The 26,623-nt window shown below is 32.9% G+C and carries 19 protein-coding genes and 2 CRISPR repeat arrays; of the genes, 18 read left to right on the top strand and 1 reads right to left on the bottom strand.

Going from position 1 to position 26,623, the window contains the following annotated elements:
• From AS161_RS08505 to cas1, 7 genes are all read left to right on the top strand, one after another.
• Positions 1 to 248 (top strand): DDE-type integrase/transposase/recombinase (locus AS161_RS08505; protein ID WP_164542475.1); only part of this gene is annotated, 248 nt, incomplete at its 5' end.
• 158 nt (positions 249 to 406) lie between these two features.
• Positions 407 to 1,249 (top strand): radical SAM protein, encoded by an 843-nt coding sequence (locus AS161_RS08500; protein WP_164542474.1) that lies wholly within the window; start codon positions 407 to 409, stop codon positions 1,247 to 1,249.
• Between the two features lie 216 nt (positions 1,250 to 1,465).
• On the top strand, positions 1,466 to 2,329 hold the full coding sequence (locus AS161_RS08495; RefSeq protein ID WP_164542473.1) for a hypothetical protein: 864 nt from the start codon (positions 1,466 to 1,468) through the stop codon (positions 2,327 to 2,329).
• Positions 2,330 to 2,364: 35 nt separating this feature from the next.
• Positions 2,365 to 4,041, top strand: a complete 1,677-nt coding sequence (locus tag AS161_RS08490) for a CRISPR-associated primase-polymerase type A1 (RefSeq protein ID WP_164542472.1) — start codon at positions 2,365 to 2,367, stop codon at positions 4,039 to 4,041.
• A 30-nt stretch (positions 4,042 to 4,071) separates the two neighbouring features.
• On the top strand, positions 4,072 to 4,353 hold the full coding sequence (gene cas2 / locus AS161_RS08485; RefSeq protein WP_164542471.1) for a CRISPR-associated endonuclease Cas2: 282 nt from the start codon (positions 4,072 to 4,074) through the stop codon (positions 4,351 to 4,353).
• A gap of 37 nt (positions 4,354 to 4,390) precedes the next feature.
• Complete coding sequence (locus AS161_RS08480; RefSeq protein WP_164542470.1) at positions 4,391 to 6,307, top strand: hypothetical protein; 1,917 nt, start codon at positions 4,391 to 4,393, stop codon at positions 6,305 to 6,307.
• Positions 6,308 to 6,313: 6 nt separating this feature from the next.
• Positions 6,314 to 7,324, top strand: coding sequence for a CRISPR-associated endonuclease Cas1 (gene cas1, locus AS161_RS08475; RefSeq protein WP_241241368.1), 1,011 nt, complete (start codon positions 6,314 to 6,316; stop codon positions 7,322 to 7,324).
• A 549-nt stretch (positions 7,325 to 7,873) separates the two neighbouring features.
• Positions 7,874 to 8,293: direct repeats of the CRISPR family, unit length 36 nt; unit sequence CTCAGGAAGGAATTACTCTCTGAAAGAGATGGAAAC.
• A 532-nt stretch (positions 8,294 to 8,825) separates the two neighbouring features.
• On the opposite strand, the gene AS161_RS08470 is transcribed toward cas1, so the two are convergent.
• The gene (locus AS161_RS08470) at positions 8,826 to 9,305 is read right to left on the bottom strand and encodes a hypothetical protein (RefSeq protein WP_164542469.1); all 480 of its coding nucleotides are present in this window, start codon (positions 9,303 to 9,305) and stop codon (positions 8,826 to 8,828) included.
• A 649-nt stretch (positions 9,306 to 9,954) separates the two neighbouring features.
• On the opposite strand from AS161_RS08470, the gene AS161_RS08465 reads away from it, so the two are divergent.
• From AS161_RS08465 to cas10 (AS161_RS08415), 11 genes are all read left to right on the top strand, one after another.
• On the top strand, positions 9,955 to 11,172 hold the full coding sequence (locus AS161_RS08465; RefSeq protein ID WP_164542468.1) for a TM1812 family CRISPR-associated protein: 1,218 nt from the start codon (positions 9,955 to 9,957) through the stop codon (positions 11,170 to 11,172).
• Positions 11,173 to 11,238: 66 nt separating this feature from the next.
• Entirely contained in the window at positions 11,239 to 12,351 is a 1,113-nt protein-coding gene (locus AS161_RS08460) for a protein kinase (protein ID WP_164542467.1), read from the top strand.
• Positions 12,352 to 12,369: 18 nt separating this feature from the next.
• Positions 12,370 to 13,338, top strand: coding sequence for a hypothetical protein (locus AS161_RS08455; protein ID WP_164542466.1), 969 nt, complete (start codon positions 12,370 to 12,372; stop codon positions 13,336 to 13,338).
• A 52-nt stretch (positions 13,339 to 13,390) separates the two neighbouring features.
• The gene (locus AS161_RS08450; RefSeq protein WP_164542465.1) at positions 13,391 to 14,335 is read left to right on the top strand and encodes an FHA domain-containing protein; all 945 of its coding nucleotides are present in this window, start codon (positions 13,391 to 13,393) and stop codon (positions 14,333 to 14,335) included.
• Between the two features lie 168 nt (positions 14,336 to 14,503).
• Positions 14,504 to 15,811: a type III-B CRISPR module RAMP protein Cmr1 gene (gene cmr1, locus AS161_RS08445; RefSeq protein ID WP_164542464.1), complete on the top strand. Its 1,308-nt coding sequence runs from the start codon at positions 14,504 to 14,506 to the stop codon at positions 15,809 to 15,811.
• A 15-nt stretch (positions 15,812 to 15,826) separates the two neighbouring features.
• Positions 15,827 to 18,211 (top strand): type III-B CRISPR-associated protein Cas10/Cmr2, encoded by a 2,385-nt coding sequence (gene cas10, locus AS161_RS08440; protein WP_164542463.1) that lies wholly within the window; start codon positions 15,827 to 15,829, stop codon positions 18,209 to 18,211.
• Positions 18,208 to 19,239, top strand: coding sequence for a type III-B CRISPR module-associated protein Cmr3 (cmr3, locus tag AS161_RS08435; protein ID WP_164542462.1), 1,032 nt, complete (start codon positions 18,208 to 18,210; stop codon positions 19,237 to 19,239). Before cas10 (AS161_RS08440) ends, cmr3 begins: the two co-directional genes overlap by 4 nt.
• Before the next feature lie 27 nt (positions 19,240 to 19,266).
• A complete protein-coding gene (gene cmr4, locus AS161_RS08430; protein WP_164542461.1) occupies positions 19,267 to 20,109 on the top strand; it encodes a type III-B CRISPR module RAMP protein Cmr4 in 843 nt (280 codons plus the stop codon).
• The gene (cmr5, locus tag AS161_RS08425) at positions 20,109 to 20,489 is read left to right on the top strand and encodes a type III-B CRISPR module-associated protein Cmr5 (protein WP_164542460.1); all 381 of its coding nucleotides are present in this window, start codon (positions 20,109 to 20,111) and stop codon (positions 20,487 to 20,489) included. The genes cmr4 and cmr5 overlap by 1 nt, the downstream gene beginning before the upstream one ends.
• Before the next feature lie 40 nt (positions 20,490 to 20,529).
• Positions 20,530 to 21,231 carry a type III-B CRISPR module RAMP protein Cmr6 gene (gene cmr6, locus AS161_RS08420; protein ID WP_164542459.1) on the top strand — a complete coding sequence of 234 codons (702 nt, stop codon included), beginning with the start codon at positions 20,530 to 20,532 and terminating at the stop codon, positions 21,229 to 21,231.
• Positions 21,232 to 21,858: 627 nt separating this feature from the next.
• Positions 21,859 to 24,034: a CRISPR direct-repeat array (repeat unit 36 nt; unit sequence CTTAGGAAGGAAATTCTCTCTGAAAGAGATGGAAAC).
• 551 nt (positions 24,035 to 24,585) lie between these two features.
• Positions 24,586 to 26,622, top strand: coding sequence for a type III-A CRISPR-associated protein Cas10/Csm1 (gene cas10 / locus AS161_RS08415; RefSeq protein WP_164542458.1), 2,037 nt, complete (start codon positions 24,586 to 24,588; stop codon positions 26,620 to 26,622).
• The last annotated feature ends 1 nt before the right edge of the window (position 26,623 follow it).

The following is a 26,623-nucleotide window of genomic DNA, read 5'->3' as shown; positions in this document are numbered from 1 at the left end:
ACGAGATAGCAGTGAAACTAAATTTTGATAATGTTGAGCACAGAGAAGTAAGACTAGGTAAAAACAACGAATGTGAATCGAAATTTTCGTTATTTAAGATGTTTGTTAGAGCGAAAAGGAGCTTCAAGAAATTTAGCAACATACGGTACTATGTAAATGGTTTTTGTGTAGTAAGGAACCTATGCAAGTTATATGAGAACGAAGATGAGATGATTACAGCTTTAGCTTCCATCATCACTACTAGTTAACAGCATCAATACATCTCTTATTTATTTTTTCTTTCTTCAATAAAACTTTCACGCAATCTTTCAAATATATGCTTTTGTGATACACTATAAATTCTCTGTTGTGATAAATGTCTAATAATAACATAGAAACGAAAACTAAAGACAGGAGGTGTTTTAGGATGTACTCCGCAAGTATATTTGTAAATGATTTGTGTAATTACAACTGTGTTTATTGCTATAGACACATTGGTAAGGGTGAAATTGAGAAAGAAAAGCTATTCAAAATACTTTCCCATCTAAAGAAGATGGGGTTTTCAAAGGTTTCATTTGCTGGGGGAGAGCCAACCTTAGTGAGCTGGAATATATTTGAGGCAATAAGATATGCAAAGGATTTGGGATTTGTAACAGAATTAATTACAAACGGAACAAGGAATGTTGAATTCGAATGTCTTGATATTTTATCAGTTGATATTGATTCTCTAAACGATGATTTGAATTTTAAGCTTGGTAAAAGAAGAAATCACTTCAGACGTGCCGAAGAATTAATTGACGAAGCTTTAGCGAGAGGCAAGTTTGTTAAAGTAAACAGCGTTTTAACAAGATGGAACTATGATGATATAGAAGAAGTGGCTAGATGGATAAGTGGTAAGAATATCTACAGATGGAAGCTATTTCAATATCTTCCATCGATAGGGAAAGCTAAAGCGAATAAAGGCTTACTTGAAATTAGTAAAGAAGAATTTGAAAGAAAGGTTGAAATTGTTAAGCAAATTCTCTCTGGCTGGAAAGGACAATTTATATACGAAGACAACGATTATATGTCTGGAGGATATGCTTCCATCGACCCAAATGGGAAGTTCTATGTTTCAAAAAAAGTCGAGGATGAATACGAAACAATCATATTGGGTGATGTACTTGAGTTTGATATAGAAAATTTCTTGAATAATCCGAATATGAAGAAAGAAATATTTTTAAGACGTTCAAAGCTAAATTATGAAACTTTCTTTCCGACGATTCAGTAAAAGAGTAAAAAAATGCAATAAGAAAAGACTTTCATTTTACCCAATCCCAAAAGGGATTGGGTTTTTTACTTTTTCAATATCTAACTACTTATTTTCCATTCTAATTTTTACTCTCAAATATCATATTCCCTAGTATTATTCAAACTATTCGTAAGTTTTTTGTATAATGTCTGATAATAACATGGAAAACCAAAAATATGAATGGAGGTGTTTGGTATGGTAAAGATTTACACAGACGGAAGCTACATTTCAGATCTTATCGGTTACGGTTGTTTGATACACGCAAACGGTAAAAAGAAAATTATGGTTGAATTTAGCAGACCAAAGACTCATCTCAAAAATGTTGAAGCCGAAATAAAGGCTTTAATATTTGGAATGGAAGCATTGTTAAAGTCTGGAATATCTTTCGAAAATGAACACATAGTTTTGGCTACTGACCAAATGAATATAGAAAATCTTCTAACTAGATATGGCAAAAAAGGATTATTTAAAGGATATGAAGAAGATGACGATTTTGAACTTTATGAAGAAAAATCTGCCAGAGAGACGGTGAAAGAAAAATTCTTCACCGAAAGTGGGATTAAATTCTTGCAACTAAAGAGCAGATTTGAAGAAATGGGTTGCAAGGTATCATTTGAAAAAGTTATCAGCCATTCTCACGTTTTCCACAATGAATTGGACCAATCAATAAAAAGAGTATTAAAAGAAAAGGCAGCAGAGATATCATTAAATAAAGCACATGGCTCGAAAAACATTCAAAATGAAAAGAAAATTACTTACATGGTAAGCACAAGTATGTTTACTGAATATCAATACAATTATATGAGATTCATAATAAAGAATTTGAGAATGGCTGGCAGACCAATGAGTATGGAAGAAATAAAAGTATTAACAATAGAAGCTCCTTACAAACCAGGGAAAGTATACTTTGCGAAAGAAATAGAAGGACTAATTAAAGAGATGGCTTCACGCAATTATATAAAGAAAACGGAAGACGGCAAATATGCCTATATTCCTGTGGAACTTGTATATCCAAAATCAGCAAACAATACAAGCGCTAAAGCTGCTCTTAAAAGATAATTAAAGAAAGAATAGACAATTAGGAGATGATTTATATGCTTTCGGAAATGAAAAAACAAGCTTTGGAGCATGAAAAGAGATTTAATTTCCGGGCAGCTTTAGAATTGTACAAGCAATGTGAAAACGAGTTAACAATAGAAGATGGGTCGCTGATAAGGTATGCTTTGTTACTTTACGAATTTCAAGAATACCAAAAAGCCCAGCAAATACTCGAAAAGATAGTTATAGTTCACAAATACTTCAAAAAGAAAATACTCAAACTCCTTGCCGAAGTGTATGAAATTAACGGTTACAACGACAAAGCTCTTTACATATACGAAAAGTTGGGAGAGAAGAACAAAGTCTCACAATTGAAAAGCGAGGAAGAACTTCAAAACCCTAAAGCTGCGTATGTAAAAAAGTTTATTGAACTATTCTCAGGAAGGGAGGATGTTTTTGCACTACAGACTGACAATGGTTATTTCCCAGTTAGGAAAGCTTTAACAGATATTGATGTGATAGAGCACTTATCTGGGAAAAAGACAATAGGAATTTATGTACTCAAATCAAATGACACGGTCAAATTTGGGGCGATAGATATAGACATCTCCAAATCATTTATGGAAAAGAAAGAATATATTCTAGAAACAGAATGTAAGAGCAAAACTATTGAGCTATACAAAATTTTGAAATCGGAAGGCATAGCTTCGTACATAGAATTCAGTGGGAATAAAGGTTACCACATTTGGGTATTTTTAGACAAACCTATACCAGCATACAAAATGAAATATATGCTTGAAAAACTTTCATCAAGAGTGCAAATAAGCGAAGGAATAAAAATAGAAATATTCCCAAAGCAAATTCAACTTAACGGAGGTCTTGGCAATCTTATTAAAGCTCCGTTGGGGATACACAGAAAAACAAAAAACAGATGTGTATTTGTCGATGAGAACTTAAACACAGTAGATGACCAGGTGAAATTCCTTTTAAATATCCAAACAAACCAGAGTGAGCATATAGACAAAATCTTCAAGTCACTCTTTGGGAGCTCCGAACAACTTGAGGAGGTTGAGATTAGTGGTGAGAAAATACCAAAGGTTTCAAAGAATAATTCAAAACCCAATGAAAACAGCGTACAGTCGAACACTTTACAGGTCAAGAAATCGTTACGCAAGAAAATTAATGAGTCGTACATTGGTGATGCCGCGATACTTTCGGAGAGTTGTTCAATCCTATCCCAAATTCTTGGGAAAATCGAGAAAGAAGCAACTATCTCCGAAGATGAAGAAAGAATTTTAATATCAATACTAGTGCGAATAAAAGACGGTAGGAACATAATTGATAAAATCCTCCAAAAGACAATAAATTATTCTACCCAAAGAATTGATAATCATATAAAAACCATGAATACAATACCTATAACCTGCGAAGAAATTAAAAAGACCATACTCAATAAAAAACTGCCAATTGATTTATCAAAATGTGTCTGCAGATTTTGCGAGCCATTAAACACACCTTTAAACTACATAGACAGCAATTTGTACATACAAAGTTTAGATATAAAAGATCTCGCGAGCGTGATAATCGAAAAGACAAAGGAAAAATTAGAGATTGAGAGTCAAATAAAGAAACTAAAAAACATACTATCTATGAAAATGGAACAAAGTGAAATTGAAACGGAGCTTGGGAGGATAAGAAAAACGCAAGATGATGATTTGGAAATTACAATTTAACCTGTACAAAGCGATTGGGGGTGAGAATGGATGATGTATGTTGTAAGCTATGATATTGTTGATGATAAAAGGCGAAGACATCTTGCAAAATATCTTGAAAGTTATGGTGTTAGAGTCCAATACAGCGTCTTTGAGACAGAACTCAATGAAAAACAACTGAGCGCAATGATAAAGGGGATAAAGAAAAAAATAAACACTTCGGAAGATACAGTAAGGATATATCCTATTCAAAAAGATTTGAGGGACAGAATAATAACGATAGGTACTGATAAAGGTAGCTTCTTCGACGAAGAGTTTTACATTGTAGGATAATGTATAAAAATTTAACTAAAGAAAGGAGGTGCCAAAGATGGAATATTTACTTAACATGTTTCCAATCAAACTCCCGATAAAAACCAAGAGACTTTATTTTTACAACAGCGAAACTAATCCAGAATTATTTGCGAAAAATCTATCGAGAGTAAATAAAATAAGATTTTTTTCTTCGAATGACCTTGTTTGGGTCGAACTTCCAATGATAGATACTAAGCTTGTACCTTTTGAAATCAACAAGTACAAAATAGATCAGGAAGAAGTAATTGAAAATGATGAAAGCTTATTTGTAAAAACAATATATTCGTACATTTCGAAGATTTTCCTCGAAAATGGATATTTGAAAGTTTTTAGAAAAAATATATACATCTCCCCAGAACCTTTGGGAGTATTCAAATCAAATGGAGAAATTGCTTACTACTTATCGTATACTATTAAAATTGAAAAAATAAAAGACAGACATCATCTTACTATACTTCCAAAATTTGCTTTTTTGTCAAAAAATCCTGTAACATCGTCTAATGTTAAAACCTCTTTTGTTTTTAACAAAATTTCAGGCAAAACCTTCCCTGTCTTATCGATATCTGATGATGAACTTAAAATATTGGTCAATAATCAAGAAATAACCGTTAAAAATCCAGATAATTACCACTACAACTTCTCATCTCAAGAAGCGGAAAAATTTGGAATTTTGAAAGAAATACATACACTTTACAAAGAAAAATCTTTTGAACTAATCAAAAATATACCATTTCAACTATCTTTTTTAAAAGACGTAATCGATTTCTCAAGTCAATATCGGGTAACTAAAGAAGAGATTATATCAGAGAAAATAACTTACAAATTTAATCAAGGAACCTCTGAAAAGCCGAGTGAAATATTCAAATTAGGGCCTATAAAAAACGGGAGAGACATAAAATTCACTTTTTTCTTTTCTTCGGAAGGCCAACTAAAAGAGTTATTACCAGTTTTAAAAGAAATACTCAACCCAACAACAGGTATGTTTATAAAAGCGCTTAAAAATCTTGGGTTTAGCAAAATAGAGTTTATAAAAAATCCAAAAACAAACAGCTCAGTGTTCTATTACGAAAAAGAATCTCTGGAACCACTTGATAAAGAAATAATTAACAACATTAAAGATAGGATATATGCAATAATTATACTCGACGAATACCATGGCAACATAACGCCATTAATCAAAAATTTCCCTCAAAACTTTATACTCCTTCCAGTACTAAAAGAAAACATTATAAACAAACAAATATTCGTAATAAACAGCTTTGCATACAAAGCACTCAATTTTACTCCAGAAACAATACCATACTATGTAGACATAGAACCGGGTACATTAATAATAGGAATAGACTTTAGTAACGACACAATAAACAAAACCAGTAAGATGATAATTTCTGCAGTAGATTTCATCGGAAAAGTCATATACATCGGTGTGAGGAAAAAATTGACTTTAGATGAGAAAATCGATCCAGATATATTTTCAGATGAACTTTTAAAAATACTAAATCGTTACAGGATAAATTACAAAGACAACCCCAAAAGAATTATATTTATCAGAGATGGTTCGTTCAGAGAAAATATCAATGATATAGAAGAAACATTCGAAAGCCAGAAATTAAAATATGCATTTGCTGAAATAATAAAAGACTCAACAATAAACTCCGCGCAGAACTTACAAGGAAAATTAATAAAGCTCTCAAACGAAATGTATACATACTTTCCTGTGACATATCATAACCAAAGTTCAATATTAATGAGGATAGTACTAAACAAAACAGACTATACAAACGAAAAAATAGCAGAGACAATCCACAAATCGACATCTTTGTACAGCCCAACACCATACATGCGACTAAAACTCCCATACACACTTTACATCAACGACAAAATAGGAATTATGGGTGGTGAATGGAAATTTTACATCCCATACTTCATATAGGTGGTGATGTATATTACAGTATACATTATTGAACAAGGCGCTGTGCTCTCTAAAAAAGATGGGAAAATGATAGTAACAAAAGCTAAAGAAATAATAGGAGAATTTCCGCTAAAGAAAATAGAGAGAATAAACCTTCTTGGGAATATAACCTTAACAACTCAAATGATTAACTACTGTTTAGACAACAAAATAGAAGTAATATTCATGACCCAGCATGGACGTTATAGAGGCAAACTATACACAGACGAATACAGGAACGTAATACTGCGCTTAAAACAATACGAAAGAGCGAGTGACGAAAAATTCAGACTTAGAATAGCAAAATCAATAGTAAGAGGAAAACTAAAAAATTACTATGAATACCTATCACAAAAAGCGAAAAGACTACCTAAGGGTACATTATCAGAAGAAAGAGCAGGGTTAAGAGTTACAATCGAAAAAGTCGAGAAAGCGAAAACAGTGAACGAAGTTATGGGATTTGAGGGAATTGGTTCAAAAATATACTTTTCAGGCTTCAAAAAATGCCTAAAAAGCGATGAATTTGAATTCAAAGGGCGAACATCCCATCCACCAAAAGATGAAATAAACGCTATGCTATCTCTAGGATATTACTTCCTTTACACTGAAATGCTCTTAGCCTTGAACTCAGTAGGCTTAGATCCATATCTAGGTAACCTACACACAATAGACGTATCAAAACAATCATTACTATTTGACTTAGTTGAAGAATTCAGATGCATAATAATCGACAACTTCGTATTAAAACTAGTAAATTTAAAGACAGTAACCAAAGAAGACTTTGAAAAAAAAGAGAACGATATTTATTATTTCAGTAAAGATGGAATAAAAAAATACATAAGCGCATACGAAGAAATGATGTCACAAAAACTAATATACCACTTAGATGGTGAGGAAAATTACATAAGGACGATATTTGAAAAACAAGCAAGACATTACGCGCGAGTCGTACTTGGAGAAGAAGACGAATACATACCTTACAATTACATACTCGAATGAATTTGGCCAAAGCTTGAATACGCTCAAGCTTTGGCCTTTTTTATTAATGTAAAGATATTTCATTGACAAAAAAATAAAGAAATGTGGTATAATTTAATCAAAGAACACCAAAAAATCAAAAACTCCCATAAAGTGTTGATAATCATTCGCAATAATCTTAATTGCATTTAAATAAAATCATTTTTGAACAGAACTAAAAACTCAATCAATCCAAAATCGGCATGAATAATTGATCCTCTCAACTTTTTAGCTTGGCTAAAATTCAAAGAAGCGCATAAATAGACAAATATCTTAGAATGTTAGCATTACGAAATACCGTTTCCCTACCTATTGTTACAACCATATTTCGATTGTGAAGAGATTGAACCAAGCAAGTATTCATACTAATTTAAGTGGTAACAAGCTAAAAAATAGGTTGGGAATCGGCATGAATAAAGAAGATAAAAGCAAAATTAGTCAAACTAAAAATTTTTTAGACAATCAAACTTTTGAGGTAGGGAAAATCGCGTTTCAAGATAATAGAATTTATGCTCATTTTGAAAGGTAACTCTCAGGAAGGAATTACTCTCTGAAAGAGATGGAAACCCTTAAGGCGGTCCTGACGAGATCGATTAAAAACGACCTATCTCAGGAAGGAATTACTCTCTGAAAGAGATGGAAACCTTAAGGCGGTCCTGACGAGATCGATTAAAAACGACCTATCTCAGGAAGGAATTACTCTCTGAAAGAGATGGAAACTCGTGAGCTCATAGTCTTCATAAAATTCATGTCCGAACAACTCAGGAAGGAATTACTCTCTGAAAGAGATGGAAACTAACTTTTGTCCTAAATTATAACCATACTCATAATTCCCATACTCAGGAAGGAATTACTCTCTGAAAGAGATGGAAACAGTACCTATATAATACTTCAGTAAGTGTATCCGCCAGTTCTCTCAGGAAGGAATTACTCTCTGAAAGAGATGGAAACAAATCTTCTAAAATGATGGCTAAAACACTGATTGGTAAGCTTTAGGAATGAGTTACTCTTTGAAAAAAGATGGAAAAGTAAGCCTAGGTAGCATTTAGAGAGGCATTTTTGAGAGGTATCCTAGGAAGGAAATTTCCTCTGGAAGCGGATGAAAACAGTAGCAATGCTAGTCTTGATAAGGTTGCTGATGATTTGTTTTTTTAGGGAGGAATTAATCTATTGCAAGACAAGCTTTTTTGTAAACAACCATAGGTTTAGGAAGGAATTGCTTTCTGAAAGAAATGGAAACATTGTTCAGCTTTCACAACTTCCTGTGAAAACACGCTACTGCACTCCTTCTGTTTGACTTATAATTTTCCAACTGACGCAGAGTATCTTGACAAAATCTGGGTGGGGATAGTTTGTGTGTTAAAAAAAATGAAAAATGCCAAGTTGTATTAACTTGGCATTTTGTAAATCATCAAATTGGCGTTTTAAATTATGTAACTATACTTGCCTTTAGAAAAAATAAAAACCCTTTGCAGTGCTGTGTTTAGTATATTACTTCTATGTTTTTTACGTCTTTTTCGTCTAATTTGAATAGTGTATATACCATACCAATGTATAAAAGTTCTGTTGCGTCAGGTATGTGTAAGTAGATTTCTACATCTCTGTCTTTGCTGACTAGTGTGTATCCTTCTTCTTTAAAGTCTTCTTCTTCATAGTTATCAAGTGACCTGGCTATGGTGGTGAATACTGTGTTTCGTATTCTAGTGATAGTTACATCGAACTGACGCCAGTGTGAGCTATATGCCAAAATGAATCCTACCTTTTGTTTTTCTTTAGATTCTTGTATTATCTCTGGTATATGTTCTATCATAACGTCGTAGATGAAGTCGTTGCTGTGTTGAACCCATGAAATGATATTAGGCAGTTGCTTGACAAAAGTGTTGAAGTGTTTTTCTTTGAATTCGATAAGCGATGAGTGATATGGTAGTGTTTTATGGAGTACACGTTTAAGTGATAGTCCCATAAAAGAAAACCCCCTCCTTGAGTGATAATTATAACTTATCCAACTGATAATAGTTGTCCTGACACAGTCCAAGCTGGAACTGTTTATTTGCCTGTTAAAAATTAATAGCGAAAATTGTTTGATAAGAATAAATATTGAAAATGCTTGTTCTGGAATGAAATAAATAAACTACTTTGGAGGAATTCGTTATGTGTTTATTACTCTTGGAAATATTCAACATAGTTGTATTTTCAATTTTGTGGAAACTCAGAACTGCTTAGAGGAAGGAGCTATTTTCTGAAAGAGATGCAAACTGAGATGTTTCCAATTTATTAACAGACATTAATGGAGCCTTTAGGAAGGAAATACTCTCTGAAAAAGATGATAATTGAAAACATGTTTAATAGAATCTTTCTTTAGTTTTTGAAGCACTTAGGGAAAAATTTTTGCTGAAAAAGACAAAAATATCCAATTTGTGTTTAACGATTGTGAAGTGAGATTAAAACCATAGTGTTGGAGCGTACTTATTTTTTAAATTTAAAAATGGCATTTTACTTTAGGAGGAGGAAGCTTTACTCCTCCTTTTTTCTTTGTTCAAACTTATTCATCTCCTTTGGAATTTGTAAATGTCTAATGATTATTTGGGAAGATTTCCAAAGGAGGGATAAGGATGGGAACAGCAATTATAACTTTTTTGGAAGATGAAAGTTTTAAAACACAATGCTTTAAATACAAATTTTCAGATGATTCAGTGCTTTGCGGCCAACTTTTCGGAAAGGTTTTGTATGATTATCTTTCTTCAAAAAATATAGAAATAACGAAAATGGTTTTACTTGGAATGGCTAATTCAAATTTCGAAATGCTTGTAGATATTTTTCCAGAGGAATATAGAGAAAATTATTTAAAATTTCTCGATAAGGTAAGAGATTACGACATTAAAGAAAAGAAGAGAATTATGGAAAAGTTGGTCGCAAAACTCAAAGAATTTCTTAATTACGACGTTGAACTAATAATTATCGATAGCACAGACAATTTCTCACGATTGCAAAAGGAAATAGGAAAAGCCGTTATGAAAAGTGTCGCTCACGGTATAAATCGTGTTTATTTAGATATTACTCATGGTATTCGCTTTATTCCCTTTTTGGCTTTAGGAATACTTCTTCCAGCAAGGTATGTGGAAATAGAAAAAATCTCTATTTTTTATGGTTATAGAGAATCCCATAATGATTTGAAACCAGCTTTAGAGCTTAATGGACTAGAAGAAATGATATCTTTCGATGAGAATATGGCTATTTTTAAGTTCAGCGGCGATTTTTACAAACCTGCTTCGAAGATTTTCAAGCAAAAAGCAGATAAAATTAGAAAAGCGTATGTCAGCTTTGAATTAAACAATGTTGATATAGATCTGTTCAAGGAAATATCACAAATAGGTCAAGATTTGTACTTCTTTAGACCTATACGGAATGAATTATACAAAGTTGCCAAATGTAATTATTTAGACGAAATTTATATGGAAAAAGCTGAATTCTATTTTGAGAGAGAACAGTACTTTAAAGCCATTCCTCTTGTATTCGAAGCCATTTTAGTTGTTACTATCAGAAAGTTTTTTGGTAAAAAGAATTTTAGCCAAAGTTACAAAGAAAAAGCAAAAAGATTTGTTAATAAAATTCTGGATAAACCAGATTCACAGGTTTTTATAACACTTTGGAGATTAAGAAATGCGATAGTGCACGGCCCTGAAAAAAGTAATGGCAAAGGTTCTTCTTTAATTAAAAAATTTGAAGATGAAGAAAAATTGAAAATATTGTTTTCTCAAGCCAAAGATATTTATGAAAAAATCAAAAATTACGAAGAAAACTTTTTATTTAACCTTAAAACCGCTGTTTGATTTACTAAATGTCTAATATTAATTTGGAATAGTTGTGAAAATTAAAATGTGAGAGGAGGGATTGAAATGACTTTGTTCAATACATTAAAAATTTTGAGGATAAATTCTAGAAAAGAAGAAGATAATTCAACTAATTTAAGCAATCCAAAAGATTCTTTTACATCAGAAAAAGTAGATAACATTTTACAAATTAAAAAAGGAAACAATACATACCTTGTCCCAAAAATAATTGGCAACAGGTATGTTATAAATGACGTTTTAAGTGCTTCATCAGGCTTTGGATTCATATTAATTGCTTCTGATAAAAATGTTTTTGGCCGGAAGGTTTTGATAAAAGCTACAAATTACAAAAATCGCATTAGAAGGCAAAACTTAGAAAATGAGGAAATTATAAAGAAAAGAAGGTGGAGTATAAAATATGAGCTCAATGTTTTGAGGTATATGAGAATTTTGAATATTCCAAACACTCCTGTGATTCGTGACTATATAGAAGACTATAACCCAACAATTCAATGGCCAGATGGTAAAGTCGATTCCGGCGCACCATTACTGGAAGAGTATGCGTACAATGAACCGTACATAGTCTTACAATACATACAAGGCTTTACACTAGATAAGTTAATCATAGAAGAAGAGAACAAGAATTCTAGAGATTGGCAAATGTTTACTTTGAATTTGGCGAAGCAATTGTTGAAGTTTTTCAGAAAGATGTCTCGTGTCGCTGTTAAGGATGAAAAAATCAGCAGTTTTGTTTACCAAGATTTGAAACCAGAAAACATAATAGTGACACCGAGTAAAAACATAGCACTTATAGATTTTGGCGGTGTCGCAACAATAACTAAAGACGGCAGGGTTTTGAATTACGGAGTTGGTACACCAGGTTACATGCCTCCAGAAGTTGCCAATCCCTCACTTAAGAGCGAGTTTAACGAAAGAGCAGATATATATACTCTTGGTATGTTAATGTATGAAATGCTCACGGGTATCTCACCATCAAAATTTCTTACAAAAGACAAGTTTACTGCTAAGGTTGATTATTCGGAATTGAATTGCTACGAGGAGTTAAAAGATATTATTGTAAAAGCAACACAACCTAACCCGAAGGATAGATATCAGAACACATCTGAAATGCTTGATGATGTAATGGATGTTTTGAATAATATCAACTTAATAGATTAAATTTTGGAGGTGTGAGATATGGTTTCAGATATTAATTTGAAAGAATCTGTAAGCTTAAAATGGAAAAAATATAATTCGGATTACGAAGATAAAGAGAAAATGTTGAAGATAAATAATTATTCAAAAACTTTTAATAAAAGCTACGTTGAAAACACTTCAATAAAAAACGTTAAGTATATCAGATTTTCATTCAAAAACTACGATAAGGATAACGATGAACAAATTATGTATAAACTGATGAAAGCAGAAAGAATAGTTAAGATAAATAATTACTTATCAACAGAGTTCTTGCCAGAGATAGTAGATATTTATTACAAGAAAAAATCTGATAAGCAAAAAATTTATATAGTCAAAGAATATGTCAAAGGAATTTATGGTACTGTTAATTTCCTTGAGTGTATTACTAATCAAGTCGATGTAATTTACGATGATTTTGGAAACAGTAAATACCTAAGATCTCGAAGAGTAATTGACCAAATTTTAGATAAGATAATTGATTTTGAAGAATACCTTTATTCTAAAAATCTAACTTATGTAGGTATACATCCTTCTCATTTCATTTTAGGGATAGATTCTATTATAAAGTTTTGTGGTGAAAGTTATATTTTGAAACATAAAGATGGGTATATTGATGATCCTTTATATGTTGACCCAAGTAAATTTGGTAATTTAATCATTTCAAGATATACACCTCCTGAATTAGTGGAATACATAGAAAGCGGTGGGAAAATAAAAGTATCGGTATTTGGAGTTATTTCATATCAACTAGGAGTACTACTTTTTGATCTTGCCACTCTTGGTTTATTCTTAAGAAACGAAATTAAGAAAGATAAAATTATGAGCGCCAAAATATACTCAAGAAGCTATTTGGTTGGGCAAAAAATAAGAGAATCTATACTCCAACTTATAGATGACGAATTTAGAACTAACATCAAAGATTTTAATACAATACGTCAAGTACTCCAAGAGGTAATTAAACCGTTTTGATTTTTGCGGTGTTGAAAATTAAAGAAAAAACTAGAAAGGGGTGAAATAAAAAATGAAAAAGTGTTTAAATTGTGGTGCGGAGATTCAAGATGATACGCTTGAATTTTGTGACTGTGGTGGTTTTTTAGTAACTGTCGAAGAAAAAAATGAACCAATAGTAATTCCTGCTGAATTAAACGTTTCTCAAGACGATTCAACAGATAGCAAAAGTAATGAAGTCAACCAAGTCGACGTTTTTCAAGAAATTCAAGATAGTGAAGATGCCGAAACAACCGAAGAAGATGTAAACTTCTTAGACAATCTAGAAAAGTTAAAAATTGAAGAAGGCGATGATGTTACAAATGATTTAGACGCATTAAATCTCTTACAAGACGAAGAAAGTCTAAATGATGAAAAAGAAGAAACAACTCAAGAAAAGAATGTATTTCCAGAGAATGTTTTGGAAGACATAAGGACATTAAATATTGTTCCAGAATTTATTGAGGATGATGAATTTTCTAACAATGATTTTTCAAAAATAGTTGTAGAAGAAGATAATGAAAATAACGAAGATGATGACATAATTAGTTCTGTGCTTTTATCCATAGAATTTAAAGATTCCTCGCAAGAAGATGAAAAAGCATCGGAAGGAAATACGGAAAATGTACAATTTACTTATGAACCAATAGACGAAAAAGTACGTATAGAAGTTTACAAATTGAAGAAAAAAATAATCGACAAAGAATTTTCCTTTGATGAAATTGTTGTTGGAAGAAGTGCCATAGACAGGGAAGTTGATATAAACTTGAGAGATTTTGATACCGAAAAGTTAGTTAGCAGGAAACACTTGAAAATATTTAAACTCAAAGAAAGATACTATGCAAGTCGTATTACAAAGAAAACACCTGTTTATCTAAATTCCAAATGCATGATGCCAAATGAAGTATACGAATTGCACGATGGCGATAAGATAATAATAACAAGAGAAATAGGTTTAATAATTAGAAAAGCGAATTGAAAAACTGTATTGTTTAAATGTCTAATAGTAACACGGAAAAATTTAAAAGACATGGGGAGGTGAGAAATGAGCACTTTCTTTTTCATTTCTTTTGAAAATCCTGGACAATTGACTTTATTTAGTAATTACAATGTTAATGACATATAAAACTGTGGAGGTGATTAAGAAATGATAGAAAAAATGGTGGAATGTACAGTCGTAACTCATATGTTTTCAAAAGAAATTTCAACTAACAAAGATGGTTCAATTTCTTCCGGAACTTCCTTTGAGCTACGACCTCAAAGTGTGAAAGGTGTATTGCATTACTGGTTCCGAGCAGTTGCACCAAGAGTTATCGATATTACAAAACTAAATTTGCAAAACGCTCCAAAAAGCCAAAGAGAAGAAATTGAAAAAACATACGGAAAGTCCAAGTACCCAGGATTAATGTACTTTGAAGAATTGTTATTTGGCTCACAAAAGCAAAAAGCACCGTTCAGTATTTCTGTTAGTTACGATAAAAACTCACAAAATTTACAGAGATTACCAGTGAATCCAAATAACGATTTGAATTTAGGAAATTATGCGCACAAATATGCTCTGTACGGTTTAACTTACAAATTGAATAAACAAGACAGAGAAGAGTATTTAGTAGAGCACTTGAAACCCGGAAATAAAATTAATCTTGAGTTTTTAGTCCAAGACGAAGAAACATGGAACGCTATATTATCGTTACTAAAACTTGTAAGTGTATTATCTGGTTTTGGTGCAAAAACAACAAAAGGTTTTGGAGAATTTGAGATTGTAAAGTTTACAGGTCAAAAGCAAGGGGAAACTTTTAACAGAAATTTATATTTAAACGAGCAAAATATTGAAAAGTTAATACTTGAAGTCAAAAAAGCATTGGAAGAGTTTATAGGCAAAAAAGATAAATATAGTTTACTCGTTCTTGGCGAAACCAAAAGTGAAGTTGATTATCCAAATCTCCTTAAAGAAAACTATGTTTTGAAAAAAGTAATTAATGAAGTAAATGATTTTTCTTTTTTACTTTCAAAGCTATACAGTACAAACCCGAAAAATTTAGGTTGGTACAAGAGACTTAAGAAAAGTATAAGGTACATAAATGGTAAAGATGGATACAAAGAATTGAAATTCATTGCGCAAAATCCAAATAAGAAGATAAGTATACTAAATTTGGGAATCACAGGCTTACCAGTGCAGTATAGAGATATGAAGGATAAGAAAAATATGAAAATTTTCCCGAAACTTCCGTGGAAAGACGAAGATGGGAGAAAAACATCGGTTGTAAGAATTTTGATATCTAAATCGAACAACAAATACTCTGCTTATGCTCTCTTCTTAAAGAGTAAGATTACAGAAAATGACGAGGTTATTGTAGAGTCTGACTATACTAACCAAAAGACGGTGGTCAAAATAGATCAAGCTAAGATTTTAGAAAAGATAAAAGAACTAATAAAAACAGAAAATAAGAGCTAATTGGAGGTGATTCACTTGATTACCGGTAAATATTGGCAAGACAAGATAAGTGTTTTATTGCACGATCCAATAGTCAAAGCTTTTGATATATTTGGTCACGAAAGCATTGCTCAAGAATTATGTGATATTGCGGAAGTTCCAAAAGAAAGAGGAGAAGAAGATATTATAGCAAGTGCATTTGATAGAATTCCATTGCCATTTGAATTAGATAAGTCAAGTCAAATAAAAGTTAGAAAAGCAGATTATTTTATACATCCAATTAGTTTAGAGAAAAAAGAAAAGATTTACGAAAATTTCAATAAAGAAGTTGCTCTTAAGACTTTAATGGAGAAAATAAAAGAACTTAAAGAGAAAAATCTTTTTTCAGAAAATAGCAAAGATTTCCAAAAGTTTTATCATGCACTTTGGTGGGAATTACCTGAAATAGTTAATATTACGTATCTTATCCCTGCTGATACAAGAGTCCCAAATCATTCCATAATAGACCATCTTGATATAGCTGCTGCTGTTAAGTCTACCGAAAAAGAAGGAAAAATTGATCCAGCGTTAATTGCATTTTCTATTCCAAGTGTCCAGGAAGTTATTTCACAAGCAAGAAAGACTATTGACCTTTGGGCAGGAAGTTATTTAGTTTCACACCTTATTTACAAAGCCATAGAATACATCGGACTTAGATATGGTTTTGACAATATAATCTATCCGTATCTTAGAGGTAATCCGTTTGTTTATAAAACCCTCTTAGAAAAAGATATTAAACTAAATACCCAACCAAGAGCCGATGAGAAAGTTGCATCGCTTCCAAATACATTTTTAGCAATCGTTCCACGCGATGAGGTAGACGAGGTAATTAAAGAGTGTCGTAAAAGAGTTATTGAAGAGTGGGAACGTATTGCAAGTGAAGCTTTGAGCATTTTGAAAAACGAAATTGATAATCCAGACTTTATTAACGAAGAAGAATTCAAAAAGCAAATCGAATTATTCCCAACAATATACTCAACATATATAGATTTGCCAGACAATGCAAAAGAAGTGGAAAGAAGAATTCACGAATTATTTGGCGAAGATGAAACACTTAAAAAAGAAATCACTCAATACAAGGAATTATTAGAAAAGATTAAAGAAAATAAAGGTTACAATGAAAACGCCGGCAACTTTTATAAATTCGTTTTCAAAATAATCTCATCAAAAATGAGCTCATCAAAAGCTATAAGGTACTTCAAAGGTTATTCAAGCGATGAAAAAGTTGATAACAAAAGAGTCCCAGATGATTTCGGTGGTGGAGTTAGAGCATGTGTTGTATTGAAAGATAAGAAAGATGAAGAAGAAGTTACAGATTACTTAGGTGCGTTGAATGCGACAAAAAGGGTACTAAGAAAAATACTCCAGAAGAACATAAGGTATGAGTCAACGGAAGAAATTGCGAGAAAAAATAAAGTCAACGAGAAAAATACTTCAGATCGATTGAAAAACTCATATATAGCTTTCTTAATGATGGATGGTGACAATGCAGGAAAATTGTTATCTGGTACATTTGCACCAAAGTTATCAGAAATACTTCATGACGAAGTAAGAGAAAGGCTAAAAAGTTCAGAAATTCTTGAAAAAATGGATTTAAGATATCTTGCACCATCTTACCAAAGAACCATCTCAAGGACAATGGGTTTATTCTCATCTTTTGTAAAATACGTTGTTGAAGATGAATTTGACGGAATGCTTATATATTCAGGCGGCGATGACCTTTTAGCAGTGTTACCCGCTGATAAAGTATTGCTTTGTGCTAATAAGCTAAGAAAAATATACTCTGGAGTTGGTGGAGAGAAAGTAATAATCGATGGCGATGAATACTTATTCGATAACGAATTAGTCTGGAAGAACGGAAAACCATACGCGACAATGATGGGTAAAAATGCCACAATGAGCGCTGGAATAACTGTAATAAACCACAAATCACCACTAAGAATAGGAATCGAATATTCTAAAATAGCCATTGAAAGAGCAAAAGAAGAAATTAAAAGGAACGCTTTTAGTATAGCCACTGTAAGAAGATCGGGTCAGATGGAATTCGTCGATAGCAAATGGGAATACGAAGGACTAGACGTTATAGAAAGAGTATACAAAATATACAACGAAACAGAAAAACTGAAATTCTCATTAAGAGCGTTTCGAAAGATTCTGGACGAGGATTTAGAAGTACTTGGTAAAGACTATATTGAAGATATCGTAGAATACGTATTTGAGAAATCAGGTTCTCCAAGCAAAAATAAACACGAATTTAAAGACCTGTTTGAAGTTACAAAAGCTTATTTCAAAATAGTTGCAAATCAAGATGGAACTGACATCAATTCAGCCATAAAGCTTATACTAACAATCGAATTTCTGAATCGAGGTGAGAACAGATGAGTTTGTACGCAATCTACTTTGAACCAGAAGACTGGGTAAGCTTTAGAGAAGTAAGAAGATTCGGTCCAAGTGATATCGTAAAAACTGTGTTTCCTTCGCCTTTACCATTTTACGGTGCTATTAGGAGTGCGCTTTTGAAAGAACTTGGAATAAATTTGGAGTATCACAAAAAGCCAGCGATAACAAAGGAAATAGAAGATTTAATCGGTACAAAAGATGACCCAGGAAAAATAAAACTTTACGGACCATATATATATTCTGAAGTAAATGGCGTTAAGAAACATTACTTTCCAGCTCCGAAAAATATATACAAGAAAGGCGATGAATACAAAAAGATGGTCTATTTAGATGGTAAAGCAGGTATCGAAGAACTAGACTTACAGCTTGCATGGATACCAACTACCGACAACACTGAGCCAGACGAATACTTCATCGAATTAGAAGAGCTAGCAAAGTTACAGAAAAATGAACCATTCAAACTTTCTAACCCTGATAACTTTACAATAGAGGCAAAATACGGGGTAGGATTGAAAAGGAATGAAAAATCAACAGAAGAAGGATTAATCTACACAATGAATTTATACAGATTCAAAAACGGTGGATTTTTCATGATAACTGACTGTGAAGAAACAGTTGAATTAGTGAAAAAGTTAGAAGGTGTCTTCCTAGGTGCTAAGCAAAGATGGGCAAAGATAAGTATTGAACAATTTCCAGATGACATATTCAAAGAGCCAGAAAGAAAGAACTCCGATATAGTCGAAATAATGTTAATAACTCCGGCAATATACGAAGATGGTATAGCACCAAAAGACCTTAACTTTGGAGAAGTGAAAATAAAAGCCATAGCAGCTGGAAAGAAAATACCAATCTCTGGTTGGGACTATGAAATTGGAATACCAAAGACTTTGTACCACGCTGTCACTCCAGGTACTGTTTATTATCTCAGTGGCATGCCAAAAAACAGAATAACAGTTTTATCACAAAGCAAACTGAATCAATTCGGGTTTGGAAGATTTATTTACCTATAAAAACTCTCAGAGAAGGAGGTAAGACAAATGGAAGGGAAAAAATTAGTTTTCACTATGTATGCTGAGTCTCAGATTCACGCAGGTAAGGGTATGGATGTCGGTGTTGTTGATTTACCTATTCAAAGAGAAAGAACAACAGGATTTCCGATAATTCAAGGTATTAAAGGAAGCATAAGAGCAAACTTCAAATTTGAAAATAATCTAGAAAAAGAAATATTCGGAAGTGATCCAAAAGATCAAGAAGAAACTTCACCAGGCAAATTAAGTTTCTCAGAAGCCAAAATACTACTCTTCCCAGTAAGAAATCCTGACAAACTATTTATTTGGGTAACATCTCCTCTTGCGCTCATTAGATTTTTCAAAGCTTTAGACAAAACAGATATCGTCGAAAAAATTCAAAACAAGGTATTCGAAGACGGAAAAATATACTCTGCAAATAACGTTCCAGAAGGAAAAGTTTGGGTAGAAGAATTAAGCTTTGCGCATGAAGAACTTGATTGGGTAGAAGAAGTTTCAGAATGCATTGCTACAAATATCGCTTCGGTTGAATACATAAAAGATAAAATGAAGAAAGATATATATATTGTCAGTGATAAAACGTTCTCACAAATCTTAGAAGCTTTCACAGAAATAATGCCGAGAATAAGGATAGATAAAACTAAAGGAACAGTCCAAGAAGGTGCTCTATGGTACGAAGAATATCTTCCACAAGATACCGTTCTATTCTTTGTCGTTAGAGAAACAATATATGCAAAAAATGGTTTAATAGAAGAACTCAAAAAAGAAATTGATAACAAAACAATGACAATTGGTGGAAAAGAAAGTGTTGGAAAAGGCTTAGTTTCTCTCAAATCTGTGGAGGTGAAATAATGACTAAAATAGCTAAACTTGCTGCTGAGTGTGTTAAAGACTTTGAAAAAAACGTTCAAGATAGTTCTGAAAGAAAGAAATATGTTTCAAGAATTAAAGGTTTGGGAAGCTTAATAGTGCAAAATGGATTAGCTGGTGCGATAGTGTTTATAAAAGCTAAAGAAAAAGGTCAAGCTGGAAAAGCAATTTTAGATCATCTCAACAAGATTATCGAAGAAAAAACAGGCGAGAAAGACTTTGTTGAAAAAATAACCAATCCTGATAATACTGAAGAAATTATGCAATCAAAATATCTACAAATTCAAATGACAGCGCTTGAAGGAGTCAAGTGGTTAAGAAGATACGCCGATATACTATTATCTGAAGAAGAAACACAATAAACGCGTAACTTGTCAATCCGATCATAAGGAGGTGAATCGCGTGGATTTTAACAGTGAAAACAAAAGCCTATATTGGGACAAATACTTATATCTCAAATACAAAAGCATTGAAAAGGCCAAAAACAAACTAGGTGAAATACTAAATAACTTAAATCAAATGTCAAAACTTTCTTTCTCATTTATCGATGAAAGAAGAAACAAAATAGTCAACGAATTCAAAGAAAGAAATATGGTGATATTCGATAAAAATTTAACCTTAAAAACACGATTACTAATTGGAAGTGGCTTACCATCTATAACGGAAGTAGGCATAACACTTTCGAGAAATTACGGAATACCAGTAATACCAGCAAGTTCGATAAAAGGCGCGTTAGCTTACTATTGCGAAACTGAGAAAATACTTTCTGAAAAAGAATATACAATAATTTTTGGCAGCCAAGACCAAAAAGGAGACGTAATATTCCTAGATGCTTACCCTGTTGGCGAAGTAAAATTCAGTATAGACATAGTAAACAACCATTTCCAGAAATACTACATGGAAGGAGAAACACCAAACGATTGGTACAACCCCATTCCAGTAACATATATAACCGTTGGGAAAGGCACCTTTAGATTTACAGTACTCGCGGAAGAAGAAATAGACGAAAACCTAAGAAAGAAAATTGAAAACGCGTTATTTGATATGCTTAGAAAATATGGAATAGGTGCAAAAACAAACTATGGATACGGAAGATTTAACTAAACTAAACGATAAGTATCAAAAACCATTCTGCATTTTTATTTTATTTCCTTCCTTTCTAAAAGATTCTCCCTCTTTGCCAAAAAGAGGGGGAATCTTTTTTTCTAGTTCACACGACAATCCTCCCTGACTTAAAAATTTCATTGACAAAAAAAGAAGAAAATATGGTATAATTTAATCAAAGAATACCAAAAAATCAAAAACTCCCATAAAGTGTTGATAATCATTCGCAATAATCTTAATTGCATTTAAATAAAATCATTTTTGAACAGCACTAAAAACTCAATCAATCCAAAATCGGCATAAATAATTGATCCTCTCAACTTTTTAGCTTGACTAAAATTCAGAAAAGCGCATAAATAAAGAAATATCTTAGAATGTTAGCATTACGAAATACCGTTTCCCTACCTATTATTACAACCATATTTCGATTGTGAAGAGATTAAACCAAGCAATTAATCATGCTAATTTAAATGGTAACAAGCTAAAAAATAGGTTGGGAATCGGCATGAATAAAGAAGATAAAAGCAAAATTAGTCAAACTAAAAATTTTTTAGACAATCAAACTTTTGAGGTAGGGAAAATCGCGTTCCAAGATAATAGAATTTATGCTTATTTTGGAAGGTAACCCTTAGGAAGGAAATTCTCTCTGAAAGAGATGGAAACTCCTGGTCGGGGAGGCTGACGTAAGTCAGCCTCCTTAAGGCTTAGGAAGGAAATTCTCTCTGAAAGAGATGGAAACAAGTGAGCTCGAACGCAGGCTCAAAGCTGGTGCAATTACACACTTAGGAAGGAAATTCTCTCTGAAAGAGATGGAAACTAAGACTTTTCAAAAGACTTGCTAAGTGATGATGACTTAGGAAGGAAATTCTCTCTGAAAGAGATGGAAACACTAAGGTGTGCGCGCTGTTACTCTGTGTTATTCCTTTTGCTTAGGAAGGAAATTCTCTCTGAAAGAGATGGAAACTTGTACATTACGAAGTTACGCTCTTCTATAGACTTGAGCTCTTAGGAAGGAAATTCTCTCTGAAAGAGATGGAAACATAATCTTCTTCTGTGATTTTGAGTGGGACGTGTGTGAGTCTTAGGAAGGAAATTCTCTCTGAAAGAGATGGAAACTTAAGGCGGTCCTGACGAGATCTAGCAACAAAGTCCTTTCCTTAGGAAGGAAATTCTCTCTGAAAGAGATGGAAACGACCAAAAAAGGGGGGAGGTGGGCCCCCTATTTCTTTTTGTCTTAGGAAGGAAATTCTCTCTGAAAGAGATGGAAACCACTACTTCTTCCCGCCGGAGGACCGCCTCTGACCACCGACTTAGGAAGGAAATTCTCTCTGAAAGAGATGGAAACGAAACTCCTGGTCGGGGAGGCTGACGTAAGTCAGCCTCCTTAAGGCTTAGGAAGGAAATTCTCTCTGAAAGAGATGGAAACCCACCTCCTTTCAATTTTGCTCAAGAACAGCAATATTAACTTAGGAAGGAAATTCTCTCTGAAAGAGATGGAAACTTAAGGCGGTCCTGACGAGATCTATTAAAAATGTCCTTTTCTTAGGAAGGAAATTCTCTCTGAAAGAGATGGAAACATTTTGCTCAAGAACAGCAATATTAATTGCTGTTCTTTCGCTTAGGAAGGAAATTCTCTCTGAAAGAGATGGAAACCCCCACCAACTACTTACTTGTTTCCATTTCCACCAGGCCGCCCTCCTTAGGAAGGAAATTCTCTCTGAAAGAGATGGAAACCTCAGCCCCAAACCTCTACAGACCGATAATATACTTTCCACTTAGGAAGGAAATTCTCTCTGAAAGAGATGGAAACCTCTTGTTGTTACTATTATTACGTTTTCTTGGAAAATCACTTAGGAAGGAAATTCTCTCTGAAAGAGATGGAAACAAGTAAAGAACCCTTTCAAAGTTTTCGAACACTTTTCTCACTTAGGAAGGAAATTCTCTCTGAAAGAGATGGAAACAAAAGAGAAATAGATCCTCTGGAACCCTCTTCTACGCGCTACTTAGGAAGGAAATTCTCTCTGAAAGAGATGGAAACTGTTGCTTGATAACTGCTCTTTCTGCGGCTATGAGTTGTTTTAGGAAGGAAATTCTCTCTGAAAGAGATGGAAACGAAATCCTGGTCCGTGAGGCTGGCTTTCGCCAGCCTCTTCCTTAGGAAGGAAATTCTCTCTGAAAGAGATGGAAACTACTTTCGCCTCCTTTATTTAATTGAATATGTATCTGCCACCTTAGGAAGGAAATTCTCTCTGAAAGAGATGGAAACACCGTGACGCCTATAATGATGGCTGCCACGCTGAGAATACTTCTTAGGAAGGAAATTCTCTCTGAAAGAGATGGAAACTTTCTGTGTTACGATCTTTCAATCATATATATGAACATTACTTAGGAAGGAAATTCTCTCTGAAAGAGATGGAAACTGTCCAACGATGCTGCCCATGATTCCTCACCTTGTTTGAACTTAGGAAGGAAATTCTCTCTGAAAGAGATGGAAACAGCCCATTAGGCTGAGGATTTGTATCATCAAGCTTACCATACTTAGGAAGGAAATTCTCTCTGAAAGAGATGGAAACCCGCCCCGCGCTGGCGGTGTTTCTTTGGATCACGTCTTACGCTTAGGAAGGAAATTCTCTCTGAAAGAGATGGAAACATACTTGAAGAATCTCAAAAATCTCTTCGTAGAAACCTTTACTTAGGAAGGAAATTCTCTCTGAAAGAGATGGAAACGCGCTAGCGAAGTTTTCCATGATAAAGTGATATCACCTATCTCAGTAAGGAATTAATTTCTGAAAGAAATTGGAATTATAATTTATTGAAACAGTTCGTTTGAACTATTTCTTAGGAATAAAGGATAAAGCTCATTTTTTTAATAAAAAATTTTTTCTTAAGAAGATAGAAATTTGCCTGAAAAGATTTTGGTGGCTTTTAACCACCTTGCGTTTGTTTGTTAAATTAATTCGCAAAATAAATATAATATTGATGAGTAGATTAAGTTGGAAGTATGTAAATACTAATCCCTCCATTTGAAATCTAGTAAATGTCTCAAGGGTATTTAGAAGGGGCTTCTCTGCAAAAAGCACAAATGTTATGAACGCTAGAGGTAATTGTTTATTTTTATTAATTATTGTCGCATTTAATGAAAGTAAAAAAACTGAGACAATATAATAGGGCGGAACATCTTTGAACAAGGTTATTAATTTAGAATAATAAGGCTTTTAAAACTTGATTTTTTCAAATTTTTTCTTTATTCATAATTTTCAAAATTTAATAATACTAAAATATAACAATTGAAATTACTGTATTTTGTGATATAGTTAACTAACAAGAAGAATTTTTTTCAAAGGGGGAATACGTGTGGATAGGGATGTTAATGCTCTTTTTTATCTGCTTAAGCTTTCGAATTTGGTAGATACTGATTTACAATCTGATGAATATTCTGATTTTATTAAAATTAAGTTTTTTGAAATTAATGACAAAGAAATTAAGATATCTCCCATGAGAAATATCTTTAATTACCTAGATGTATCTTCCTCAAATCCAGTCTGGTTTATGCCTTCCAAGTACGGTGATTATGTTTCCTGTACAACAAATTTGGATGATAACATTAGTAAAAGCATAGAAAGAATTGTTGGGGAATTTAGAAAAGAAGTCTCAGAATTTGGTGATAATCTAAGTTTCAATTTGGCAGATAGATTGGTAAAGAAATATTTTAGTTTTGTGTCTTTTTCAGAGCCACTCGATCAGAGTGTTAGCGTGTATCAATACTCTAAGTTGTTTGCTCTCCTAAGTGGTTCAATCAGAAGATACTGTGAAGAGGAAAATAAAACTTTAGATAATTTGTCCTTTTCGGATAATGTTTTGATGTTAATTGGTGGGGATATATCCGGTATCCAAAGTTTTATTTCTAATGTTTCTAGCCGTGGGGCTTTGAGGTCTTATCGCGGTCGGAGTTTCTTTGTTGAGTTTGTTCAAGAAATTATCGTTGATAAATTATTGTCAGCATGTGATTTGAGTAGGTTGAATGTCTATTTTATTGGTGGGGGCCATTTCTATCTGATAGTTCCCAATATTGAGTCTTTCAAACAAAAAATTTTGAATGCTATCAAAGAGATAAACGAATGGTTTATAGATAAAAGATTAGATATTTCTGTGGTTATAGATTGGACTGAATTTAGTCTGAAAGACGCTAAGGAGAACTTGCAAGAAGTATTTTCAACTTTATCAAAGAAGCTTAGAGTCAAGAAATACAAATCTGTTTCAATCGAAAATATGAAAAAAGTTTTTGAGCCGCTTAACCTTCGTGGCCTTGAAGTTTGCAGAATATGTGGAAGAAAAGTTGATAAACTTTACGAAATTGTAAGCGGTTCAGGCGAAAAAATCGCGTGTGATTTTTGTAGGATGCAATATATATTTGGAAGAGAAATTATGGATCCAGAAAATATTTATATAGTCGAGGAAGAAGGTCATGAAGGGTTCGAAATACTTGGTAGGAATTACAAATTCGTAAAAGAAATTAGCAAATCAGGTAATTTTAAAGGCTTTAAAATAAGAAATTTGTCTGAGATTTTGGTAAATGAGTTTGATGTTTCTCCGATTGATGTTGTGTATTATTCTTACAGTCAAGATTTAAGTGAAATTGTTCGAAGCGCTCCAGGTAAAAAACTAGCAGCGTTTCAAGCAGATGTTGATAATCTTGGTAATTTCTTTAGAAATAATCTTAAGAAATCTTCGATTTTTATTTCAAGCATGGTTTCTAGTTTGCTAACGTACTTTTTCAAGCAGCAAATAGTCCATATACTAAAAGATAAGAAAATCACGCTTGTTTACGCTGGTGGTGACGATTTATTCCTTTTAGGAAATTGGAAAGATGTAGTAGATTTTTCTAAATTATTGCGTGATGAGTTTATCAAGTTTATATCATCGAATGTTTTATCATTTTCTGCAGGTTGTGTAGTTTTCAATGATAGGGAAGGAATTAAGTCAGTTAAAGAAGCGGTAGAAGAAGCCGAAGGTATTGCGAAAGGTAATGGAAAAGATAGCATAGCTTTTACAAATGCGGTTAGAAAAGTAAGTGGTAAGTTAGAGAAAAATCTGACTTTAAAGTGGGCGGAATTTGATGAATTGTACAAGCTTTATTCTCAAGCAGAAAGCTTAGCCACATATGTTGATAGAAGTTTGATTCGTAAAGCTTTGAATATTTCTTACGAAAATACGCCTCTTGCACATGCTTACTATGCGTATTTGTACGCAAGAGAGACAAAGGAAAAAGATGAGAATTTGTTGACACTGCTCATGAGTAATTATGAAAACGTTACAGAAAAAGATTTAGATTTGGTAAACGCAAAAATAAATCTCATTTCACAATTTTTAGATTTATTGGTCAGAAAATAAT

It is taken from the genome of Fervidobacterium sp. 2310opik-2, from assembly GCF_011057735.1.
Classification (GTDB): Bacteria; Thermotogota; Thermotogae; order Thermotogales; family Fervidobacteriaceae; genus Fervidobacterium; species Fervidobacterium nodosum.
This window is presented reverse-complemented; position numbering and strand designations above follow the sequence as displayed.